16 protein-coding genes are annotated in these 20,902 nt (G+C 69.5%); 11 read left to right on the forward strand and 5 right to left on the reverse strand.

The features are described from left to right. Window positions 1–7: 7 nt before the first annotated feature. The gene (locus ABD481_RS27635) at window positions 8–673 is read right to left on the reverse strand and encodes a TetR/AcrR family transcriptional regulator (RefSeq protein WP_344668688.1); all 666 of its coding nucleotides are present in this window, start codon (window positions 671–673) and stop codon (window positions 8–10) included. A 97-nt stretch (window positions 674–770) separates the two neighbouring features. On the opposite strand from ABD481_RS27635, the gene ABD481_RS27640 reads away from it, so the two are divergent. Further along, on the forward strand, window positions 771–1,664 hold the full coding sequence (locus ABD481_RS27640) for an NmrA/HSCARG family protein (protein ID WP_344668689.1): 894 nt from the start codon (window positions 771–773) through the stop codon (window positions 1,662–1,664). A 107-nt stretch (window positions 1,665–1,771) separates the two neighbouring features. Here ABD481_RS27640 and ABD481_RS27645 read toward each other — a convergent pair whose 3' ends face one another. Continuing rightward, complete coding sequence (locus ABD481_RS27645; RefSeq protein WP_344668690.1) at window positions 1,772–2,545, reverse strand: NYN domain-containing protein; 774 nt, start codon at window positions 2,543–2,545, stop codon at window positions 1,772–1,774. Between the two features lie 187 nt (window positions 2,546–2,732). Between ABD481_RS27645 and ABD481_RS27650 the strand changes: the two genes are divergently transcribed. The 10 genes from ABD481_RS27650 (at window position 2,733) to ABD481_RS27695 (ending at window position 12,166) form a co-directional block, all read left to right on the forward strand. Continuing rightward, window positions 2,733–3,470: a methyltransferase domain-containing protein gene (locus tag ABD481_RS27650; RefSeq protein ID WP_344668691.1), complete on the forward strand. Its 738-nt coding sequence runs from the start codon at window positions 2,733–2,735 to the stop codon at window positions 3,468–3,470. A gap of 108 nt (window positions 3,471–3,578) precedes the next feature. Beyond that, window positions 3,579–4,256 carry a response regulator transcription factor gene (locus ABD481_RS27655; protein ID WP_344668692.1) on the forward strand — a complete coding sequence of 226 codons (678 nt, stop codon included), beginning with the start codon at window positions 3,579–3,581 and terminating at the stop codon, window positions 4,254–4,256. 92 nt (window positions 4,257–4,348) lie between these two features. Then, window positions 4,349–5,830, forward strand: coding sequence for a sensor histidine kinase (locus ABD481_RS27660; protein ID WP_344668693.1), 1,482 nt, complete (start codon window positions 4,349–4,351; stop codon window positions 5,828–5,830). 177 nt (window positions 5,831–6,007) lie between these two features. After that, window positions 6,008–7,246, forward strand: a complete 1,239-nt coding sequence (locus tag ABD481_RS27665) for a monooxygenase (protein WP_344668694.1) — start codon at window positions 6,008–6,010, stop codon at window positions 7,244–7,246. Between the two features lie 63 nt (window positions 7,247–7,309). Continuing rightward, entirely contained in the window at window positions 7,310–7,531 is a 222-nt protein-coding gene (locus tag ABD481_RS27670) for an EF-hand domain-containing protein (RefSeq protein ID WP_344668695.1), read from the forward strand. 444 nt (window positions 7,532–7,975) lie between these two features. After that, complete coding sequence (locus ABD481_RS27675; protein ID WP_344668696.1) at window positions 7,976–8,866, forward strand: CPBP family intramembrane glutamic endopeptidase; 891 nt, start codon at window positions 7,976–7,978, stop codon at window positions 8,864–8,866. 29 nt (window positions 8,867–8,895) lie between these two features. Continuing rightward, window positions 8,896–10,101: a sensor histidine kinase gene (locus tag ABD481_RS27680; protein ID WP_425559301.1), complete on the forward strand. Its 1,206-nt coding sequence runs from the start codon at window positions 8,896–8,898 to the stop codon at window positions 10,099–10,101. A gap of 4 nt (window positions 10,102–10,105) precedes the next feature. Next, the gene (locus ABD481_RS27685) at window positions 10,106–10,819 is read left to right on the forward strand and encodes a response regulator (protein WP_344668697.1); all 714 of its coding nucleotides are present in this window, start codon (window positions 10,106–10,108) and stop codon (window positions 10,817–10,819) included. A 46-nt stretch (window positions 10,820–10,865) separates the two neighbouring features. Further along, window positions 10,866–11,732 carry a zinc-binding dehydrogenase gene (locus ABD481_RS27690; RefSeq protein WP_344668698.1) on the forward strand — a complete coding sequence of 289 codons (867 nt, stop codon included), beginning with the start codon at window positions 10,866–10,868 and terminating at the stop codon, window positions 11,730–11,732. Between the two features lie 170 nt (window positions 11,733–11,902). Next, window positions 11,903–12,166 (forward strand): DUF6289 family protein, encoded by a 264-nt coding sequence (locus ABD481_RS27695; RefSeq protein WP_344668699.1) that lies wholly within the window; start codon window positions 11,903–11,905, stop codon window positions 12,164–12,166. Between the two features lie 281 nt (window positions 12,167–12,447). On the opposite strand, the gene ABD481_RS47440 is transcribed toward ABD481_RS27695, so the two are convergent. The 3 genes from ABD481_RS47440 to ABD481_RS27705 all read right to left on the reverse strand — a co-directional run bounded on the left by ABD481_RS47440 (window position 12,448) and on the right by ABD481_RS27705 (window position 20,673). Next, on the reverse strand, window positions 12,448–12,834 hold the full coding sequence (locus ABD481_RS47440) for an IS3 family transposase (RefSeq protein WP_425559300.1): 387 nt from the start codon (window positions 12,832–12,834) through the stop codon (window positions 12,448–12,450). Window positions 12,835–12,896: 62 nt separating this feature from the next. Next, window positions 12,897–13,214 (reverse strand): transposase, encoded by a 318-nt coding sequence (locus tag ABD481_RS27700; protein ID WP_344668700.1) that lies wholly within the window; start codon window positions 13,212–13,214, stop codon window positions 12,897–12,899. A 358-nt stretch (window positions 13,215–13,572) separates the two neighbouring features. Then, window positions 13,573–20,673: a LamG-like jellyroll fold domain-containing protein gene (locus ABD481_RS27705; protein WP_344668701.1), complete on the reverse strand. Its 7,101-nt coding sequence runs from the start codon at window positions 20,671–20,673 to the stop codon at window positions 13,573–13,575. Window positions 20,674–20,902 lie beyond the last annotated feature (229 nt).

A 20,902-nucleotide genomic window follows, 5' to 3' on the forward strand; every position in this document is an offset into this window, starting at 1 on the left:
TGCGGGGTCACCGCCGCCATGGAGCCAAGGCGACCGCTGTCGCCTCGCGAATCAGGGCACGGTGATCGAAAGGCTGCTCGGCGCGCGGGCCGTCAGCTTTGCCTTCGGCATCCTCCTCGTCGAGGAGGGCGGTGTCGAGGAGGGCGGTGACCGCGCCGGCCACCGCGCCGGTGAACGCCCCGGCCAGGGCGGCCGCGGTCACCCGGTCCAGCCGGTCAGGGAACGCGGTGCTGAGCGCTCGCGCGATCTCCTGCTGGGTGTCCATCTGGACTTGCATCGCCTTCCCCCGGACCGCCGGAACGGTACGGAACAAGCGGGTCCGCACCGCGGCCATCGGGCTGACCATGTCGGTGTCCGTCTCGGCGACCGTGTCGAGCGCGCGCAGCAGGATGTCCACCGGGCCCTCGTCGGCGCGCCGGTCGGCGATCGCTTCGAGGGTGATCCGGGCGCGTGCGTCGCTCTCCGGGAACAGCAGGTCTTCCTTGCTGGCGAAGTAGGTGAAGAAGGTCCGCGTGCCGATCTCCGCGGCCGCCGCGATCTCGGCGACGGTCGTCTCGTCGTAGCCCTGCCGGCCGAACAACTCCGCTGCCGCGTCGATGAGCGCATGCCGGGTGCGCTCGCGCTTGCGTTCCCGCAGGGACGGCTGCGGCGCGGGGGAGAGCGGGCTCGGCATGTCCGGAGGCTATCGCATTGACAGCAAGTCTGCATTGAATGCAAACTTGCACTCGATGCAGAAACGCTCACCGAGAGCGCTGCGAAGGAGCCATGCCATGACCCGCGCCACCACCACCCGCCCCGGAACCGTCGTCGTCATCGGAGCCACCGGCAACCAGGGCGGCGCGACCGCGCGCCACCTGCTCGCCGACGGCTGGAGTGTCAGGGCCCTGGTCCGAGACCGACAGGCCCCGGCGGCGTCGGCCCTGGCCGCCGCCGGTGCGGAGCTGGTCCTGGGAGACCTGAACGACCGACGAAGCGTCGAGGCCGCCTTGCAGGGCGCCTATGGCGTTTTCAGCGTCCAAGCCGCGAACCCCGATGAACTGGCGCAAGGCCTGAACGTGGCGTACGCGGCGCAAGCCGTCGGCGTCCAGCACTTCGTATACGCGTCCGTCGGCGGCGCCGAAAGTCAGAACTCGTACTACGTCGAGCACGGCTGGGAGCCGATCGAGAAGTGGCAGATCGAGGAGCGGATCCGTGAACTCGGCTTGCCCGCGACCGTCCTGCGTCCCGCCGGCTTCATGGAGGACTTCGTCAGCCCGGACCGCTTCTTCCAGAACGGGGCGCTCACCGTCCCGTGGCGCGACGACATCGTGATCCAGCTCATAGCGATCGACGACATCGGTGCCCTCGCCGCTCGGGTGTTCGCCGCTCCGGACACGTACCTGCACCAGGCCATCGACATCACCGGCGACCAGCTGACCGCACCGCAGATCGCCGCCGCCCTCGGGACCGCGGCGGATCGGGCTGTCCCCTCCACGCGGTTGCCGCTCGAAGTGCTGTGGGAACACGCACCCGAGGCCGCGAAGGTCTTCGAGTACGTCGAGGCGGGCTACTACGACAGCGACGTCGCCGCTACCCGGGCCATGTTCCCGGGGTTGCAGGACTTCGGGACCTGGCTCGACCGCACCGGACGGGAGCGGCTCTCCGCACAGCTCAGTGGTCTGTGATGTTCGTGATGGCGGTGATATCGGTGACGGCTGTGACGGCTGTGACGGCCTGGATCAGCCGTCCGAGTCGCCGAGCGTGCATTCGGTCTTGAACGCGGGGCCAAGGACTAACTCCGCGACTCATAACGCTTGTCGCGAACCTGGATCTGCGCCGGCTTGCCCTCGCCGACACTGCGGCGGTCGACGTCGAACAGGCCGGTCGCGATGACCAGGTTGCTGAGTTTGGTGTAGCCGTAGGTCCGCGAGTCGAAGTCCGGCTGCTGATTCGTCAGGATGTGCCCCACGCCCGACAGCCCGGCCCAGCCGTCCTCGTCGCTGGCCGCCTCCACCGCGTTGCGCAGCAGGTTCACCAGCTTCGCGTCGCCGCGCAGCTTCGCCGCCGTCGTGGCCGCCGTCTTCGTGGCCGGCTTCGCCGCCAGGTCCGGGACCACCTCGTCGGCGACCGCGAGGTTCTCGGTGTAGATGAACTTGTCGCAGGCGGCGACGAACGGCTTCGGCGTCTTGCGCTCCCCGAAGCCGTACACGATCAGGCCGGACTCCCGGAGCCGCGCGGCCAACCGGGTGAAGTCGCTGTCGGAGGACACGATGCAGAACCCGTCGAAGCGCCCGGAGTACAGCAGGTCCATGGCGTCGATCACCATCGCGGTGTCCGTGGCGTTCTTGCCGGAGGTGTAGGCGAACTGCTGGATCGGCTGGATGCTCAGCGCCAGCAGGTGCTCCTTCCAGCCCTTGAGGCTGGTGCCGGTCCAGTCGCCGTAGGCACGCTTGACGTGCGCCGTCCCGTACTTGGCAACCTCGGCCAGCAGCGTCTCGACGTTGCCCGGCTGAGCGTTGTCGGCATCGATCAGCACTGCCAGCTTGACCTGGTTCTCCGCGACCACGACCGCTCCCTTCGACGGGGTCCACGGTAGCCGGTGCCGCGTCGCCACCGGCCGAGGCGCGACGGTCGGCGGTACGAGGTCCAACGGACGCGTGAGCCAGTAAGACTGTTTCGGTGGATCATTCCTATACGGTGGCCGAGCGTTAAATGTCCGAATCAGACAACGTCGCTCAGTACTGAGGCACTCCATGACATCGCTGTCGCGTGAAGCTTATGGCTCCTGGTTCTACGACTACCAGGCCGGGGGATCCGCGTCGTCGGCCTCCCGCGTCCTGCCGCTGGTGTTCGATCTCGTGCAGCCCCGCAGCATCGTGGACTTCGGGTGCGGAACCGGTGGATGGCTGGCGGCGGCCCGGCGGCTCGGGATCGACGACGTCCGAGGCATCGACGGGTCCTGGGTCGACGAGGACACCCTGGCCATCCCGGCGGAGATGTTCCAGCGATGCGATCTCGAGCAGCGTCCACGGCTCGCTCGCAGCTTCGACTTGGCCCTGTGCCTGGAGGTCGCGGAGCATCTCGCGGCCTGGCGGGCCGATACCCTGGTCGAGGACCTCTGCTGCGCGGCCGAGGTCGTCCTGTTCTCGGCGGCCGTTCCCGGTCAGACCGGCAGCCACCATCGGAACGAGCAGTGGCCCCAGTACTGGAAGGCGAAGTTCGCGCAGCAGGACTATGAGATGGTCGACTGCCTGCGGGCACGCTTGTGGCACGACGACGCCATCGAGCCCTGGTACATCCAGAACATCTATCTCTACGTCGCGGAACGGCGGCTGGATTCCGACCCGCGGCTTCAGGCGGCGGCGTCCGAAACCGGCCGCATCCCGCTGGACGTCATCCATCCGCGGCTGTTCGGACTCTTCTCGAAGCCCTTCGCGCCGGCCGACCCGGAGCCGGTCGGTCGGGAGGCGGCGCCGGTCGTCTTCGAATGAGCGGGTAACAGTCTTCGATGATGCAAAACGTCAGCTCACAGTAGCTACTGACGCACGCAGCGCCAACTGATCACGCCGTACTCACGCCCCCCGAGGGAGACTGAGTCCATGCGGATCCTGGTGGTCGAGGACGAGCCGGCCATGGCCGAGGCTCTCACCTGGGGCCTGGAGGAGGAGGGCTACGTCGTCGACGTGGCCGTCACCGGCGAGGACGGGCTGTGGAAGGCGCTGGAGACTCCGCACGACGTGATCATCCTGGACGTGATGCTGCCCGGGCTCAACGGCTACCAGGTCTGCGAACGGCTGCGCGAACGGGGCATGTGGACCCCGATCCTGATGCTGACCGCGATGGACGAGGACCTCGACCACGCCGAGGGCTTGGACATCGGCGCCGACGACTACCTGACCAAGCCCTTCTCCTACCCGGTGCTGCTCGCGCATCTGCGGGCCCTGACCCGGCGCGGGCTTCGCGCGCGGCCGACCGAGCTCACCGCCGCCGGGCTCAGGCTCGATCCCCGCAGCCGTACCGTTTCCCGCGGTGGTGCCGCGCTGGATCTGAGCGGCCGGGAAGTCGCCGTCCTGGAATATCTGCTCCGCAACAAGGGCCGTGTGGTGTCCAAGACCGAGCTTCTCGACCACTGCTGGGACACCGCCTATGACGGCGCTCCGGCGGTCGTCGAAGTCGTTGTGCACCGGCTGCGCCGGAAGATCGAGCCTGCGGGCGGTCCGGCTGCGATCCTCACGGTTCGCGGCGAAGGCTATGTCATTCGGGATGACGCAGTATGACCGACCTTCTGCCTTCATCAGGGTTCCGCTATAAGCTCCGAGCCGGGCTCGGCCGGTCTGCGGGGCGGCGGCCGGCGGGGATAGTGCGGCCTGTGCGGCCTGCACGTTCAGCGCGGCCTGCGCGGCCGGTGCGGCATACGCTGCGCGCCCGGGTCACCGCCGTCGCCGGCCTTGCGATCGGCGCGGCCATCATCGGCGGACTCCTGCTGATGTACGTGCTGCAGATGAACTCGGTGCGCCGCGTCATCGACGGCCAGCTGCGCGCCTACGCCGGCCAGATCGCCGAATCGGGCCGGAACGGTGCCTGGCCCGACCCGCTGCCGCCGTCCGGGTTCGATCCGAACGCGCAGTCGCAGGTCCTCGCCGCGGACGGCCACGTACTGGCCGCCACCGAGACGCTCGCCGGGATGCCGCCCCTGTACACGCTGCCCGCCCGCGGCCACTCGCCGGTCCGGCAGCCGGCCGCCGACGGCCGGATCCCCGGCGACGTCCGGGTCGTCGCCGTCCGGGCCGTGGTCGCCGGCCGGCCGGTCACGATCGTCACCGGCACGCCGAGCGGCATGCTGAGGATGATCACGGAGGACTTCGCGCACCGGATGATGCTCGGCGTGCCCGTCATCCTGGCGCTGGCGGTCGGGACGGTGTGGCTGGTCGTCGGGCGCGCGCTGCGGCGGGTGGAGCAGATCCGGCGGGCCGTCACCGACATCACCTCAGCGGACCTGGCGCAGCGGGTTCCGGAGCCGGAGTGCCAGGACGAGGTCGGCAAGCTGGCGCGGACGATGAACGACATGCTGGCCCGGCTCGACCAGGCGGCGCGCCGGCAGCGCCGGTTCGTCGCCGACGCCTCGCACGAGCTGCGCAGCCCGCTGGCCGCGATCCGGACGACGCTGGAGGTCGGCCTGGCGTACCCGGACCGCGCGCCGTGGCCGGAGATCGCCGAGCAGGCGGCCGTGCAGGCCCAGCGGCTGGAGATCCTCATCCAACAGCTGCTGGTCCTGGCCAAGGCCGACGACCGCCGGCTGGGCGTCTGCTGCAAGCCCGTGGACCTGGCCGGGCTGCTGGACGGGATCCGCGCCACGACCCCGGCCGCCGCGAGGGCCGGTGTCCGCATCGACCTGCGCACGGATTCCGGGCTCGTCGTCCCCGGTGATCCGACGCATCTGGAGCGGATGCTCCGCAACGTCGTCGACAACGCGGTCCGGTACGCCGGGAGCGACGTCGTCGTCACGGGAGTCGCGAGCGCCGACGCGGTGCGCGTCGATGTCGACGACGACGGGCCGGGGATCCCCGTGGCGGATCGGGAGCGGGTCTTCGGCCGCTTCGTGCGCCTGGACGAGAGCCGCGAGCGCGGCACCGGCAACGCCGGTCTGGGACTGGCCATCGCCCGCGAGATCGCCGGTATGCATCGCGGACGCATCTGCGTCGCCGACAGTCCGGCCGGCGGAGCGCGGGTGACCATCGTTCTGCCGCGGTCCGGGGGAGTGGGCGCGGTCGGGGGAGCGGGCACGGCCGGGGGAGTGGGCAGGAGCAGGGGCGTGGGCGGGACCAGGGGCGTGGGCGGGACCGGCTCGTGAGGACTCGCTCGTGCGGGCGGATTGCGCGGCCAGTGTAAGGGTACTGAAAGCTTCGCTTTCCTACTTTGGCAGTATGAAGCAACCGATCACAGCATTCAGGCCTTACCTGCCGGTCTCGGCTTGGTCTTCGCGTCACCGGTCGAACAAGGCGTCCACCCGCACCATCGGCGGCGTGTCATGAGGAAGCGGAAGTCCGACCTGCGGCTGCTTGTCGGCGCCGCCTGCGCGTCGGCGCTGATGATCGTGGTCGCGGCCTGTTCTTCGAGCCCTGCAAAGCCCGCTTCCACCGACGCGGGCGCGCCGGCGGACTCCGCGGCTTCGAGCGCGGCCGCCGCCGCGGCGGGCGTGGACCCGCACGCCGGCCACGACCACTCAGGCACGCCCGCGCCGACCTCGCCGCTGCGGCCCGGCGAGCACTTCCAGAACCTGAGCATGGCCCGGAGCTACACGCCGTCGGCGCCCAACGGCGGGACCGACGAGTACCGGTGCCTGGTGGTCGATCCGCACCTGACCAAGGCGCAATACCTGGTCGGAACCCAGTTCCAGCCCGGGAACGTCCCGATCGTGCACCACGCCGTCGTCTTCGCGATCCCGCCCGAGGACGCCGCCGCGGCCCGCGCCAAGGACGCCGCGTCCGGCGGGAACGGCTGGACCTGCTTCGGCAACGACGTCGTGGGCCCGAACTCGCGGGAGGCCTGGGTCGACACCTGGACTCCGAACGGTGCCGAGGTGCTTCTGCAACAGGACGTCGGATTCGCCCTCAAGCCCGGCAGCCTGCTGGTGATGCAGATCCACTACAACCTGCTCGCGACCGGCGGCCAGACCGGCTCCTCGGACCTGTCCAGCGTCCGCCTGCGCCTGACCGACGGCACCGCGGCCACCAAGCCGCTGACCACCCTGGGCCTGTCGGCCCCGATCGAGCTGCCCTGCGCCGCCGGCGAGACCGGTCCGCTCTGCGACCGCGCCGCGGCCGTCGCCGACGTCGAGAAGCGCTTCGGCCCCGACCGCCTCACCGAGGACGAGCTGCTCAAGGAGTGCGGCAACGGCACCCCGGTGCCGGGCAACACCCAGCACTGCGACCTCCCGGTGCCCGCGAACATCACGGTGTACGCGGCCCTCGGCCACATGCACCTGCTGGGCCGCGCGATCAAGGTCGAACTGAACCCCGGGACCCCGAACGCCAAGACCCTGCTCGACGTCCCGAACTTCGACTTCGACAACCAGAAGATCACCCCGATGCCGAGCCCGGTCTCGATCAAGAAGGGCGACACCCTGCGCGTCACCTGCACCCACGACGCCTCTTTGCACCAACTCCTGCCGCAGCTCAAAACCCTGCCACCGCGCTACGTGGTCTGGGGCGACGGCACCTCCGACGAGATGTGCCTCGGCCTGCTGACCGTCTCGGTCGACAAGTAGCCGCCGCGAACCCGATATCGTGGCCGCACATCGACCCTGAGGACGATCATGGGAGGCAGGGCAATGGGCCAGCACGGAAAAGCACCCGAAGACGTGGAGAAGGTCTTCCGGACCTTCGACCTGGACGGCGACGGCCGCATCACCGCCGAGGAACTCAAGAACGCCTTGGCCGAACTCGGTGAGGACGTCACCGTCGAGGACGCCGCCGAACGCATCTCCACCGGCGACACCGACCACGACGGAACCATCAGCCTGGCCGAGTTCCAGGCCCTGATCGCGGGCTGATCCGGGGCTGATCCGGGGCTGATCCGTACAGTCTTCCGGCCGGAAGCCGGGCTCCGCCATCACCACTGGCGGGGCCCGGTTCGCTTTGTCGCTGTCGCTGTCGCTGTCGCTGTCGCTGTCGCTGTAGCTGTAGCTGTAGCTGTAGCTGTAGCTGTAGCTGTAGCTGTAGCCGTAGCCGTAGCCGTAGCCGTAGCCGTAGCCGTAGGTCGTGGCGAGGAATGCCTTCAGATCCTTGCTGTGCGGTCGCGAACCGACCGCGGCCGTCCTTCTCAGACTGCGTTCCCGCAGGGCTGTGACGTTCTCGTCTCATCGTGATCGCCGTCGCGCATCCCCCGTGCGAGCTACCGGATCCGTCCGCCAGCGGGTGATCCGTGGGGTGCGGTCGGATCCCTAGCGTTGCTCGCGTGGCCGCCGCCGAGGTGGCCGGAGCTGGGGAGGCTGTCAATGAGCACCACGGATGTCCGCCGTGAAGCAGACTTCGATCACGGACCGGTGCGATCCGGTCCGGAGCGCGGCCGCTGGGGTCGGATCGTGCACGGCCCGCTGGGCTGGGCGCTGGCCGGGCTGGTGGGGGTGGGACTGGTGGCGGGTGTGACCGCGACCGGGCCGGGTCCGGTGCCGGTGTTGGGAGGCGGCGTCGCGGTGGGCGTCTACTGGGTGGTGATGCGCCGCCTGGCACGGCGGGCCACCCCGGAGATCGCAGGGCGTGGCGCCGCGCGGCAGGCGCTGCTGGGCAGCGTGATGGGGCTGGGGTTCGTCGCGGTCTCGACGCTGCTGATCATGGCCTTCGGCGGGTACTCGTTCTCCTGGGCGCACCACGCGGTCGGCGGAACGCTGGCCTCGGTGCTGGCGGTTCAGGCAGGGGCGGCGCTGACCGAGGAGCTGATGTTCCGGGGAGTGGCGTTGCAGGCCATCGAGCAGCGGTGGGGCAGTGTGGTCGCGGTCGCGGCCACCGCGTTGTTCTTCGGCGCGGTGCATATGGCCAACCCCGGGGCCACGCCGTGGAGCGGAGTGGCCATTGCCGTCGAGGCCGGGGTCATGTTGGGGGCGGCGTTCCTGTGGCAGCGCAGCATCTGGCTGGTTGTCGGGGTGCACTTCGCCTGGAACAGCGCCGAGCAGCTGCTGGGCGTCCCGGTCTCCGGGCACACGCCCGACGCCCGGCTGTTCAGCGTGCGGACCAGCGGTTCGCACCTGCTGACCGGCGGTGCCTTCGGCCTGGAGGCGTCGGTCTTTCCGGTGGCGATCGGCCTGCTTCTCGCGATACTGATGTTCGCCGCCGCTCGTGCGGGTGGCAATGTGGTGCCCGCACGCCGCGCCGACCGGAGGAACCGCTAGTGAACACGTCCGCCACGCCTCGCCGACCGGTGTCGCTGCGAGGCGCGGCAGGCTTGCTGGGACTGGGACAGCGGGATGCCTCGGTCGAGGACGGTGTGCTGGCGGCGGGGCTCGCGGTGCTGGCCTTCGCTCCGGCGCTGTCGAAGGTCGGTGCGCAGATCGGTGACCTGCCCGGCCGGCCGGCCGACGTGGTGAGCGTCGCGCTGGCTCTGGCGCAGGCACTGCCGTTGGCCGTGCGGCGGAGGTTCCCGGCGGCCGTGCTGATGGTCATCGGCGCCGCGTTCGCCGTGGACCAGGCCCTGGGCTACCCGACGACGTTCGCCAGTATCGGGCTGTATCTGGCTCTTTATTCTGTCGGGGCTCACCAGGATCGTTTGCGCCGCACGGTCGCCGCTGCGGCGACCATCGGCTGCGCCGTGCTGGCATTGGTGCTGCACCACCTCGGCGCACCACATGGGTTCGGCGACTACTCCGTCTTCTATCTGGCCACCGCTGCGGCCTGGCTGGCCGGCAGCATGATGCGCAGGCGGCGGGAGCAGGAGATCGAGCGGCGACGGCTGGTCGCCGAGGCGGCCGGCGCCGCCGAACGGGCCCGGATCGCCAGGGAGCTGCACGACGTGGTCACCCACCACGTGACGGCCATGGTGGTGCAGGCCGACGCGGCGCAGTTCCTGTTGAGCTCCCACCCGGAGCGGGTCGCGGCGGGGCTGACATCGGTGTCCGACACCGGACGGCGGGCGCTGACCGAACTGCGCTACCTGCTCGGCGTGCTGGAGGCGACCGGCGACGCCGCGCGCCCGGACCGGGCTCCGGCCCAAGGCTCGATCGCAGACCTGGTCGAGCAGGCCAGGGCCACGGGCCAGCCGGTCGACTTCAGCGAGACCGGCGACCACCTTCCGCGACCGGCCGCGGTCGAGCTGGCCGCGTACCGCGTGGTGCAGGAGGCGCTCACCAACGCGATGAAGTACGCGGCCGCGGCCCGCACGAACGTCTTGGTACAGCAGCACCCCCGGCACATGGAGGTCGAGGTGACGACCGAGGGACCCGGATCCGCGAGGCAAGGAGCGGCGGCCTCCGCGCCTCCTCGCACCCCGGAACTGCCGGCCGGCGGTCGGGGACTAACCGGCCTCCGCGAACGTGTCCGGGTGCTGCATGGCGAACTGGAAGCGGGCCCCCGCCCGGACGGCGGATTCGCTGTCCGGGCCCGGATCCCGTTCGGACCCGATCAGGAGTGACCCCGTGACCGACCGGCCCATCCGCGTGCTCGTCTGCGACGACCAGGAACTGGTACGCACCGGCTATGCCACGATCTTCTCGGCGCAACCCGACATGGAGGTCGTCGGCGAATCCGCCAACGGCGTCGAGGCGGTCGAGATGGCGAGCCGCATCCGTCCCGACGTGGTGGTGATGGACATCCGCATGCCGCTGCTGGACGGTATCCAGGCCACCCGCCGGCTGGCCGGGCCCGACGCCGCCGACCCGCCGAAGGTCCTCGTCGTCACCACCTTCAACGTCGACGCCTACGTCTACGACGCCTTCCGCGCCGGAGCCAGCGGCTTCCTGCTCAAGGACGCGCCCCCCGCCGAACTGGTCAACGGCGTCCGCACCGTCGCCCGGGGCGAGGCTCTGCTGGCGCCGGCGGTGACGCGCACCCTGATCGGCCACTTCGCCGACCGGCTACGCCCGGGCGACCCGGCCCGCACGGCGCGCGAAGACGTCATCCGCACACTGACACCTCGCGAACTGGAAGTACTCGAACTCATCGCCGAAGGACTCTCGAACGCCGAGATAGCGGCATCCCTCTTCATCACGCCCGAGACCGTCAAGACCTACGTGTCGCGCATCCTGACCAAGCTCGACCTGCGCGACCGGGTCCAGGCAGTGGTCCTCGCCTACCGGATCGGACTCGCCGGCGGCCCCGGCCTCGGCGGCGACACGGGCCGGCGGCCATAACCAAGGGCTATGGCCGTCCGCCCCGTTCGAGGTGGCGCAAGCCGAGGTGCCCGACCCGCAACCCGGCCCCGGCCAGGTACTGATCGAGGTCCGGCACACCTCACTCAACGCGGGCGAACTGTTCGTCGCCGGCATCTCCGAAACGGGCACCGTACTCGGTTTCGACGCCTCCGGAGTGGTGGCCAAGGCAGCCGCCGACGGCACCGGCCCGGCCGTGGGCACCCGCGTAGTGTCCTTCGCCCAAGGCGCCGGCTGGGCGCAGCTGCGCGCGGTGGACACCAACGACGTCGCCATAGTCCCCGACTCCGTCGACCTGGCCGAGGCCGCCACCTTCCCGGTCGCCGCCGGAACCGCGCTGCGCGCGCTGTGGCAAGCAGGACCAACGCTGGGCATGCGCGTCCTGGTGACCGGCGCCTCCGGCGGCGTCGGCACCTTCGCCATCCAACTCGCCAAACTCGGCGGAGCCCACGTCATAGCCTCGGTCGGCAACCCCGACCGCGCCCGAGGACTCCCCGAACTGGGCGCCGACGAAGTAGTCGTCGGCCTGAACGACCTCAACCACCCGGTCGACATAATCATCGACCAGGTCGGCGGCCCCCAACTGGTCCACGCCTACACCCTGCTCGCCCCCGGCGGCAGCGTACAGAGCGTCGGCTGGTCCTCCGGCGAGCCCGCACTCCTCCCCGTAGGCTCCACCCTCGGCCACCGCCACCCGATATCGCTGACCTCGGTCTACAACGGCGAAGGCCTGAACGACCGAGCCAAGCAACTGCAGGTCCTGCTGGACCTGCTCGACGCCGGCCGCCTCAAGCCCACAATCGGCTGGCACGGCTCCTGGAACCAAGTAGCCGAAGCCGCCAAAGCCCTGACCAGCCGCACCCTCACCGGCAAGGCAATCCTCGACATCGACTGAATGCCGCTGCGCCCCCACTCGCCTCAGCGATCTCAGCCTGCGAGCCCAGAACCCCGCCACGAAGGCGGCATAAGCCCTGGCCAGAAGTCATCGACGCTTGCCAAACAAGCCAGTACTCTGATTCGTAATCCCCACCCCACCGTCCGCCCCCACCCGCCCCGGAGGCACCCGTGATCCGCCGTCTCACCGTCGTCGCCGCCCTCGTCGGGGGCACACTAACCGCCCTACCCACAGCCCCGGCCCAAGCCGTGTCCACCTGCCGCCTCAACAGCGAGTGCGTGACCACGTACTACACCAACGTCTCCCGCACCCAGATCGTGGGCCAGATCACCGTCTTCTGCGACGGCTCAACCTCCGAATGGGGCACCCTCCGCGGCTTCCCCGTCGTCCAGAACGTCCCCTGCGGCGGCCCAGCCCTGCGCACCGGCAGCTGACACAACCCCGACGCGACCTTTCCCAAAACAGCAGCGGGCCCGCGAGCTCTCAGAGAACTCGCGGGCCCACTACGGTCAATCTCTGCTTAAGCGTTTTTAGATGTCGAAGTAAAGTACATGCAAACCTCTGACCTGCGGTGGAGAGTCTAGCGAGTCGAATCGGCCCACTTTGGGCCCACATCGGTTGGCGCATCGATCAGGATCTTGTGACGCTGGCGCCAATGTGCAGGGTCGGGTTCGGTGAGGGGCTCAGGCGCCGGATAGCGAACACTCGTCTGTCGCTAGTCTGGCGGGTCTGACCTATAGGGGAACGTCGACGGCCGAGTTGGGCTCAGTTGCCACGCGATTGGGACGGACGGCGTAGAAGCCAGCGGAGTCCTTGGTGGCTGCGGCTGACCTCCACGCGGTGGGGACAGACGAGGACGCCGTGCTTTCCAGCGCCCGGATGTCCGGCTCACCATATCCCGCATGATCTGCCGAACCAGTTCCGCCGAGCATTCAATCCCCAGGCGCGCCAGATGCGCATGCACCCGCCGATAGCCGTAAGTGCCGTCACCGGCGACATGGAACGCCTCATATATCAGAACGCTCAGCTCTTGGCGGCGCTCGGCCGTGGCCGACAGCGGGCGCGACCGCCAGTGGTAGAAGCCCGAGCGTGAAACCTCCATGACCGCGCACAGCAAGTCGATGGCGTGGTTGGCCTTCTCCGCATCGATGAACTCGTAGCGGGCTACAGGTGATCCTGCGCGAAGAAGGCCGCCGCTTTTTTCAGGATCTGCTCACGCTCGCGCAGGCGCCGGTTCTCCTTCTCCAACTCCGCCACCCGGGCGGCCAGATCCGCCGCCGCCGGGCCGGCCGGCCCATCACCGGCCGCCTCGACGCGCTCGTCCCCGTACTGCTCACGCCACGCCCTCACCCAGCGCCGCAGCGTGCCCTCATAGATCCCGACCTGGTTCGCCACCTCGTCGACCCGCCGGGACCGCTCCACCACCTCACGTACCGCCGAGTCCTTGAACTCCTGCGTGAAGTGCCTGTAACCCTTAGCCACCTGTACTGCCTCACCTTCCGAAACAGACCTTACATTACGATCTGTCCGGAAAGTTCAAAGCACCCCACATGTCCACGAAGTAGGACACCTAGGTCGGGTTTCTAGTCTCAGCGAAGGTGGGCGTTTCTTTCCTCGGGATCGCCAACCAGCAAGCGAGGCCCCGGCTGAAAACGAGGTAGATCACACGTGGCAAAGCCGCTCGAGGATGCCCTACCGGACCGCAGCGCTGCTCAGTGCGCTGGCCGAGTTCTTGAACCCCGCAGGGCGGTAGCCTCCGGCCGTACGACGACGTCCGCGAAAAACGCCCGTGGGGCCGCACGAAGCGGCCCCACGGGTTCGGTACTAAGCGCTGCTCAGATCACGTGATCTTCACGTTGGCCCAGTTCCAGTTGTAGTTGACGGCCTGCCACCACTCCTGCTGGCCCCCGAAGGCGGCGCCGTTCGACGTCCACACCTCGTACCCCACGTTTCCGGCGCCCTTGTCCATGTAGACACCGACGTCGGACTTCCCGTCGTGGTTGTAGTCGCCGGTGGTGATGTCCGCCGTCGACCAGCTCATTGCGGTGGTGAGCCACTCGCGGTGCTGCAGGACCGAGTTGAAGCTGGTGCCGGTGGAGTAGATCGTCCACAGGCCCACGCTCGTTCCGTAGTCGTACAGCGCCGCGAGGTCCGTCATGCCGTCGCCGTTGAAGTCGCCGACGGCGAACTTGCTTTGGCTCCAGCGCCAGTTGCCGGCGCCCGAGCGCCACCACTCCTGCTGCGTCGAGCTGATGGTGTTGTTGCTGTTCGCCGCGAACACCTCGATGCCGGTGTCGTCGTTGCCGTAGTCGTAGACCAGGGCGACGCTCGCCATCCCGGTGCTGGCGAAGTCGCCGGCCAGCAGTTGGGCGTGGTTCCAGTCGAGCTGGGTGTTCACCCACTGCCGGTCGGTGGTGGTGAAGGTCGTCCCGTTGGAGTAGAACGCGAACAACCCGGTGTCGTTCGTGCCGTAGTTGTACAGCGCCGCCAGGTCGGTGATGCCGTCGCCGTTCAGGTCGGCCGCGGCCGCCTTCGAGTCGGCCCAGCAGAACCAGCCGGCGTTGGTCTGTGCCCAGAAGGTCTGGCGGGGACCGAAGGAGTCGCCGCCTAGCGACGGGTACACGTAGAAGGCCGCGGTGCAGTTGCCGGTGTCGTAGAAGACGCCGATGTCGGCCTTGCCGTGGCCGGTGAAGTCACCGGTCACCAGCTGGGCCTTGGTCCAGTCCAGGGTCGGGTCGTTGGGGATCACCTTCGGGTTGACGTTGAACGAGGTGCCGTTGGTCGAGTCGAAGGCGAACGCCCCGCTCGTGCCGTTGCCGTAGTTGTACAGCGCCATCGCGCCGTCGGTGCCGGTGCCGTTGAAGTCGTGCAGCTTGGCCGCGACCGTGACGTAGGTCGTTTTCGTGCTGGTGGCTCCGGCCGGTGAGCTGGTCACCGTGACCTTCACCGGGTATCGCCCGGCCTTGGCGTAGGCATGCGTCGCGGTCGCAGTCGCTTGCGACACCGGCGCGCTGCCGTCACCGAAGTCGAACGTGTAGTTGGACAGGGTGTTGCCGGCGGCCACGGTAGACGTCGACGCGTCGGCGACCATGGCGAGCTTGGCGGTGCCCGTCGGGTGCACGTTCAGCGCCGCCGTCACCGAGGACGGGTTATATGCGTTGGCGCCCCACGAGTAGTACTCCTTCTGGGCCGCGTCCGTGGCGATGTCGAGGTAGTACTGTGCGTTCGGGCTGCCGTTCGTCAGATCGGCCGCCTTGACCGCTGTGGCAGTCCCCGAGGTTGCGACCGCGGTGGCCGGGTCGATGTAGCTCGCCGCCCCCCAGTTGGTCGAGTTCGCGACGACGTCGTTGTTGAACTGCTCGCGTACCTGCTCCTTCGCGCTGCCGGGAGCCAGGCCCAGCGGCGGGATCGTCGCCACCACCACGTTGACCACCGCGCTGCCGTTCGGCGCCTGGTACTGCGCGATGCCGTACTTCAGGTCGCTGATCAAGGACTGAAGGTTGCCCTCGATGACCGCGGCGGTGTCGCCGTGCAGGACGTCGTTGGCCCCCAGGGCGACGATCGCGGTCTCGATGTTGGGCTCGCTCAGCACGCCCGCGTTGAGCGCGGCGCCGCTCTGGCCGTCCGCGCCGGACCCGTTGGCCACCACGGTTACCTCCGCGGCGCTCAGCGCTTGCTGGAACACCTGTGCGTCGGCGATGCCGCCGTTCCAGTAGTCGGTCTGGTTGCCGTTCCAGATCGAGCGCCCGATGGTCAGCGGACCGGTCGCCTTGAACCCGGTCGCCGAGCGGGAGGCGACGAGCAGGCCGTTGACGTACAGCTTCACCGTCTTGGTTCCGGCGTCGTAGACCGCCGCCAGGTGGGTCCAGGCGTTGAGCTGCGCGCTGTTGGCCGGGGCGGTGACGGTCGTGCCGCCGGGGTTTGTGGCGTCCGCGGAGGGCATGGACACCCACCACGTCTTGGCGTCACCGTTGAAGCCGACCATCGCCGAGGAGGTGGTCGTGCCCTCGACGGCGAGCACCTCCCGGTTGCCGGCCGGGTACTGGCTGCCCAGCTTCGCCCACGCCGCCAGCGTGAAGCTCTGCGACGTGTCGATCACCGCGCCGGTGCCGGCGACGCCGTAGGACCCGGTGCCGTTGAACGTGGCCGATCCGGTGGTCGTCGTCGGGTGATCGACGCCGTTCCAGCCGGCCCCGGTCATGGTCAGATTGCTGACACCGAGCTGGTCCACGGCCGTGGTCCCGCCGCCGTCGGCCAGCCGCCACCAACCGGCCAGGCGCTGGTTCAGGGAGTTCGCCGTGCCCGCCGCGGTGGCCGGCTTGGCCGGGTTGCCGCTGGAGACGTTGACGAAGCCCTGCGGGACCCCGCCCGCGGTGTTGTTCGCGGCTGGCAGGTCGTCGACCCAGGTGGCCGGTGCGCCCTTCGCGGTGTTCTGGTCGCCCAGGACCGCGACGGTGGCCTGGTTGTTCGCCGTACTGGTGATGTCGACCCCGGAGACGATGTACCAGGCGTTCAGCGGAGTCGCCCAGGTGGCCGCGCTGCCGGCGGTCTCAGCGGTCTGGTTCCCGGCGGCCAGGTAGCCGGGATTCGTCGCCCCGGTGTGGGTCGCGACCGTGGCCCCGGCGGTCGCCAGGAACACGTTCACGACGAGGTTTCCGTTGCCGGTGCTCGTGTCCGGAAGGGGCAGCGGGTCGCTGTACGCCTCCGCGCCGGGCGCGATGGTGATGCCGGCCTGGCCGCCGAATTTCAGCGCGGACGCCGGCCCGGTGGCCGCGGACCCCGCCGTCGTCTGCGCGGCGACGCTGGCACCGCCGATCACCAACGGGCCCGTGCCGAACCGGTTGCTCAGCTTGATCCGGGTCTGGACCGGGTTGGCCGTCGTTCCGGTGCCGAGGAAGGTCGGGTGGACCACCTCACGCAGGGTCTGGCCGGTGGTGCCGCCGCCGGCCGGCAGCGCCGTGCCGCCGTCCGGGACCGCGGCCCACGACCCGAGCCAGTTCACACCGTTGCCGGTGGCCTGCGGCCGCACACCGATCGCCAGCACGTGCAGGGCGTTCGGGCACGAGCCCGGCGTCATGCTCGTGCCGAAATACGGAAGCGTGACCGAGGCCAGCGGGGCCATCGGGTTGGCCGGCAGCACCATCAGGTAGACGCGTGCCGCCGAGGTGCTCTTGATGCCGCCCGGGAGGTCGTAGTACGACGGCAGATACGCCGCCGTGCTCGTCGCCCCGTCCGTCCAGCTCTCCACCGACGGCGTGACCGGCGGCGGGGAGGTGAGCCCACCGAGGTACTGGATCGTCGCGCCGGACTGCGGCACCGCCCCACAGGTCGAGGCGACCAGCAGGCCGATGGCGTTGGCCTTGATCTGCTGGGCCGGGTCCAGGGTGACGGTCTGTCCGAGGGCGACGGTGTTGTCGTTGCCCAGATTGTTCGGGGTCGGCATCGTGAAGTTGATGCCGTCCAGCGTCAACGAGGTGCCCGCGCCGATGCCGGCCGCGGCCAGCGCCGGGCCGGACAGCGCGCGCCCGGTGCCGGTGGTCCCGGCGTCGGTCGCGGCCGGTGCGTAGGCGTAGTCCAGGTTCGCGGTCGAGGCCGCCGTGTCATCGCTGATGCCGTGGTTGTTCATCGCCGCGGCGAAGCTGGACGTCACGACGTTGTTGACCGGCGAGGCCTGGAGGAAGTCCAGGCCGAGACCGAACCCCTTCGGGCTCGCCGCGGTGTTCGCGAGGTTGCGCCCCACCACCGTGATGGTCAGCTGGTGCGGGGCTGCGGCCCCCAGGTGCATACCACCCAGCGGGACGTATTGCGCAGTGCAGCAGGAGGCTGTGAAGCCGTCGAAGACCCCGTTCGGCAGGGCCGCCGGTGTCAATGGCGTGCCGTCGACACTGAACGTCAGCTGCCCGTAGTCGGTGGCCTTCGTCAGCTTCACGCCAAGGGCGTAGTCGGCCTCGATCGGCGTGGTGAATGGGATCGTCAGTGTGACGTGCTGGGTCGCCGAGTCCGCGCCGGTGCCCCACCAGATCAGCTGCTGGTTGCCGGCGAAGGGCACGGGCCCGCTGGTGAGGTTCTTCTGAACGTCCGGGTTGGGGGCTCCGACCGCGGTCGCCGTCTGCCCGCCGACCGAGGTCGCGGCAGCCACGAGGTTCGGACCGTTGAGGCGGTTCGGGTTCAGGTCGATCGACCAGGTCTGGGCGAAGGTCGAGTTGCAGTCGTAGAGCTGGAACTGGGAGGTGACGGTAGTCGAGGCCCACGGGTCGTCCAGGCAGCGCCCGGAGACCGGGTTGACCAGTTGCCAGTTGTTGTTCGCGTCCCGCTGCGGCCGCCACTTCTGGTTGGCGCCGCCGTTGCAGGTGAACAGCTGGATCTTGGTGCCGTTGGCTGTCCCGTTGTTGTAGGCGTCCAGGCAGTAGATCCCGCTGGCCGGGTCGCCGGTGGTCAGGGAGCCGTCGGCGGTGAGCGTCCAGGTCTGGGCCGGTGAGCCGTTGCAGGTGTAGAGGTCGACGACGGCGCTGTCGGCCAGGCTCCGATTCTGGTCGTCCAGGCAGCGCCCGAGGAAGGGGTTGGTCACGCTGCCGGTGACCGGTGTGTGCGCGAGCGCGGAGACCCCGTACGCGGGGGACACCAGGAACTCGTAGGAGCCGATGCCAGTCATGTTGTGCGCGGCGTCGAAGCCCTTGACATACACCGTGTGATGCCCCGGGGCCAGCGAGGATGGGATGGGCAGCGCGGCCGCCCCGCCGGCGTCGGCCACGATGCCGGTGGCGCCCAGCGCGCTCTGGTAGCCGCAGTCCGGGATGGTGATCGAGTTGACCGCGCCGCCGGAGTCGAAGGCGTAGGCGTAGCCGACGATGTTGCCGTTGCCGCCGTTGCCGATGCTCAGCTGGCCGTAGCCCTGCGGCGCGCCCCACTGCGCGTTGCCGTACTGGTCCTTCGGGAAGTCGAAGGAGCTGATCGGCGGCTGCAGCCCCGACAGGTCCTCGTGCATGCTGGTGAACCGGTACCAGCCGGTCCACCCGCCCCACAGGCCGGTCCCGTTGTCGGTGTTGACCCGGAACTGCCAGTTCTTGCCCGCGCCCAGGTCGCCGTAGTTCTCGGTCCAACTCCCCGCGTTGCCGGAGGCCACGGTGACGCCGGAGGTGTTCCAGGAAAGGCGGTTGGTCGCGTTGTCGTCGCCGCCGGCGTACATCTCGAACCACAGGTTCACGTTCAGCGGCTGCGGGTTGTTGTCGGAGCCGTAGGCGGAGAACGCCGGCCAGCCGTCTGAGGTGTACGTCGTGCCGTTGCAGGTCACCGCGTGCGACAGGCCCCAGTTGTACGCCTGGTTCGGCGGGTACGCGTAGGTGACGGCCAGCGAGGCGCCGTTGTCGAACTTCTTCCACTGGTGGTCGTCGGACTCGTTCGGCGAGCGCAGGGCGAAGGTCGAGGTGGACCAGCCGTAGTTGGCCGCGGACTGCGCGACGGACTGGGCGTTGAAGTCCAGGCCCTGCGAACCGCAGCCGTTGCCGCCGCCGGAGGACTTCTCGTCAACGTACGACTGGATCGGGCCGGGCCAGGTGGCGCCGTTCCAGATGCCGCCGGAACTGTACAGGTCGACCGGGGTGGGTGTGCAGCCGTTCGCGCCGTTCCACGTCTGCGTGATGTAGAAGTCCGCCGAGCTGACGGTCGCGTGCGTGCCGTTGCCCATGGTCAAAAAGTGTGTGTCCATCGCGAAGTACGCGCGCCAGGTCGCATACGGGTACGGACACGGGTTCGCCCCGCCGAAGTCGCACAGCCCGACCCGGGCCACGTCGTTCGGGTTCCAGTTCGCCGCGCCCCGGTTGCTCACGTTGAGCCAGTTCTGCCGGCCGTAGCTGAACCAGGGGTCGATGAACAGCGGGTAGACGACCTTGCCGCCGGTGAGCGCGTCGGACGGCGGGGTGAGCGTGACGTCCGCGTCGCTCTCGTCCGCCGCCGGCGCGCCGGGAGCGGTGGTCGCGGCCCGCTGCTGCGCCGCGGCGGTCGGCGTGACCGTCGTGGGCAGCACGGTCACGACTCCGGAGCCGGCGTCGTCGGCGGTCGGTGCCGGGCCGCTGGGGCCGTTCGCCGAGTCCCACATGGTCGGCTGCGGTGCGTGCAGCAGTTCCTTGCCGTCCTTGTCCACGCCGGACAGGCCGTGGTCGCCGGCCTGCTTCAGTGTCAGGCCCTTGGCATGGGTGTGGGTGCGCAGCGCCGCCAGCGCCGGGTTGGCCGCGGCCTGCGCGTCATGGACGACCAGCACCTCGGTGTAGGCGTCGCCGCTGGCGGCCAGCCGCAGATCGACGCCGGGGAGCACGTCCGGGTACACCGCGGCGTTGCCGGATATCCTCGGCGCGGGCAACGGCATCGGGAACGTGACGGAGATCGACGACTTGCCGTCCGGGGCCTGCATGGTCACCGCGGGGCCGGTACCGCCGGCGGAGAAACTGACCCCGGCCAGCGAGGCCTTGGGCGAGTAGCCGCCATCGGCGTTCTTCGCCAGCGTGGTGTCGATCGTCGTCCAGGCGCCGCCCTTCTTCACCCGGACCGGATGCGCGTCGCTGGTCGCGGTGAACGTCCCGTTCGGGTTGGCGACGACCTTGAGCGTCTCCGAGGTCAGCGCCGCGACCTCCACCGGCTTACCGGTCGCCTTCGCCTGCGCGGCCGCGGAATCCTGGCTCCGCTGTGCCGCGTCCTTCGCCTTCGCGTCCGCCTTCGAGTCTGTCTTCTGCCCCCCGGGCCCCTCCGCAGACCCGGCGGCCGGCTTGCTGTCCTGCTTGCCGTCCTGCTTGCCGCTCGGCGCGGCGGTGGGCTTACCGGTCGCCGCCTGTGCGGACTGGGCCGGCGTCGCCAACGCGACGGCGGCGGCGGCCGCGGCCAGGCTCAGCGTGAGCCGTCGCCATCGCACCGAGCGCCGCAGCGCACCGGCGCCTTTCGTGTGTCTCATTCTCGCTCCCGAAACAAGATGACTTCGGGGGGCGGGCGCCGGTGATCCACACCCGTACTACCGAACTCGCCCCCCGCCGGGCGTGATCCGGCATGAGCGATCACGGTAGCTCTCGGCGTCGGTGACGATCAACAGACGGCTGTCAAAGTGAACGCCGGACCCATGGCGCTTGACCGGGACGTGGCCGGAAAGCCGTTACCCAGCATCGGATTCGGGGGTGGACAAGGCC

This window comes from Catenulispora yoronensis (assembly GCF_039531695.1).
In the GTDB taxonomy this organism is placed as follows: Bacteria; Actinomycetota; Actinomycetes; order Streptomycetales; family Catenulisporaceae; genus Catenulispora; species Catenulispora yoronensis.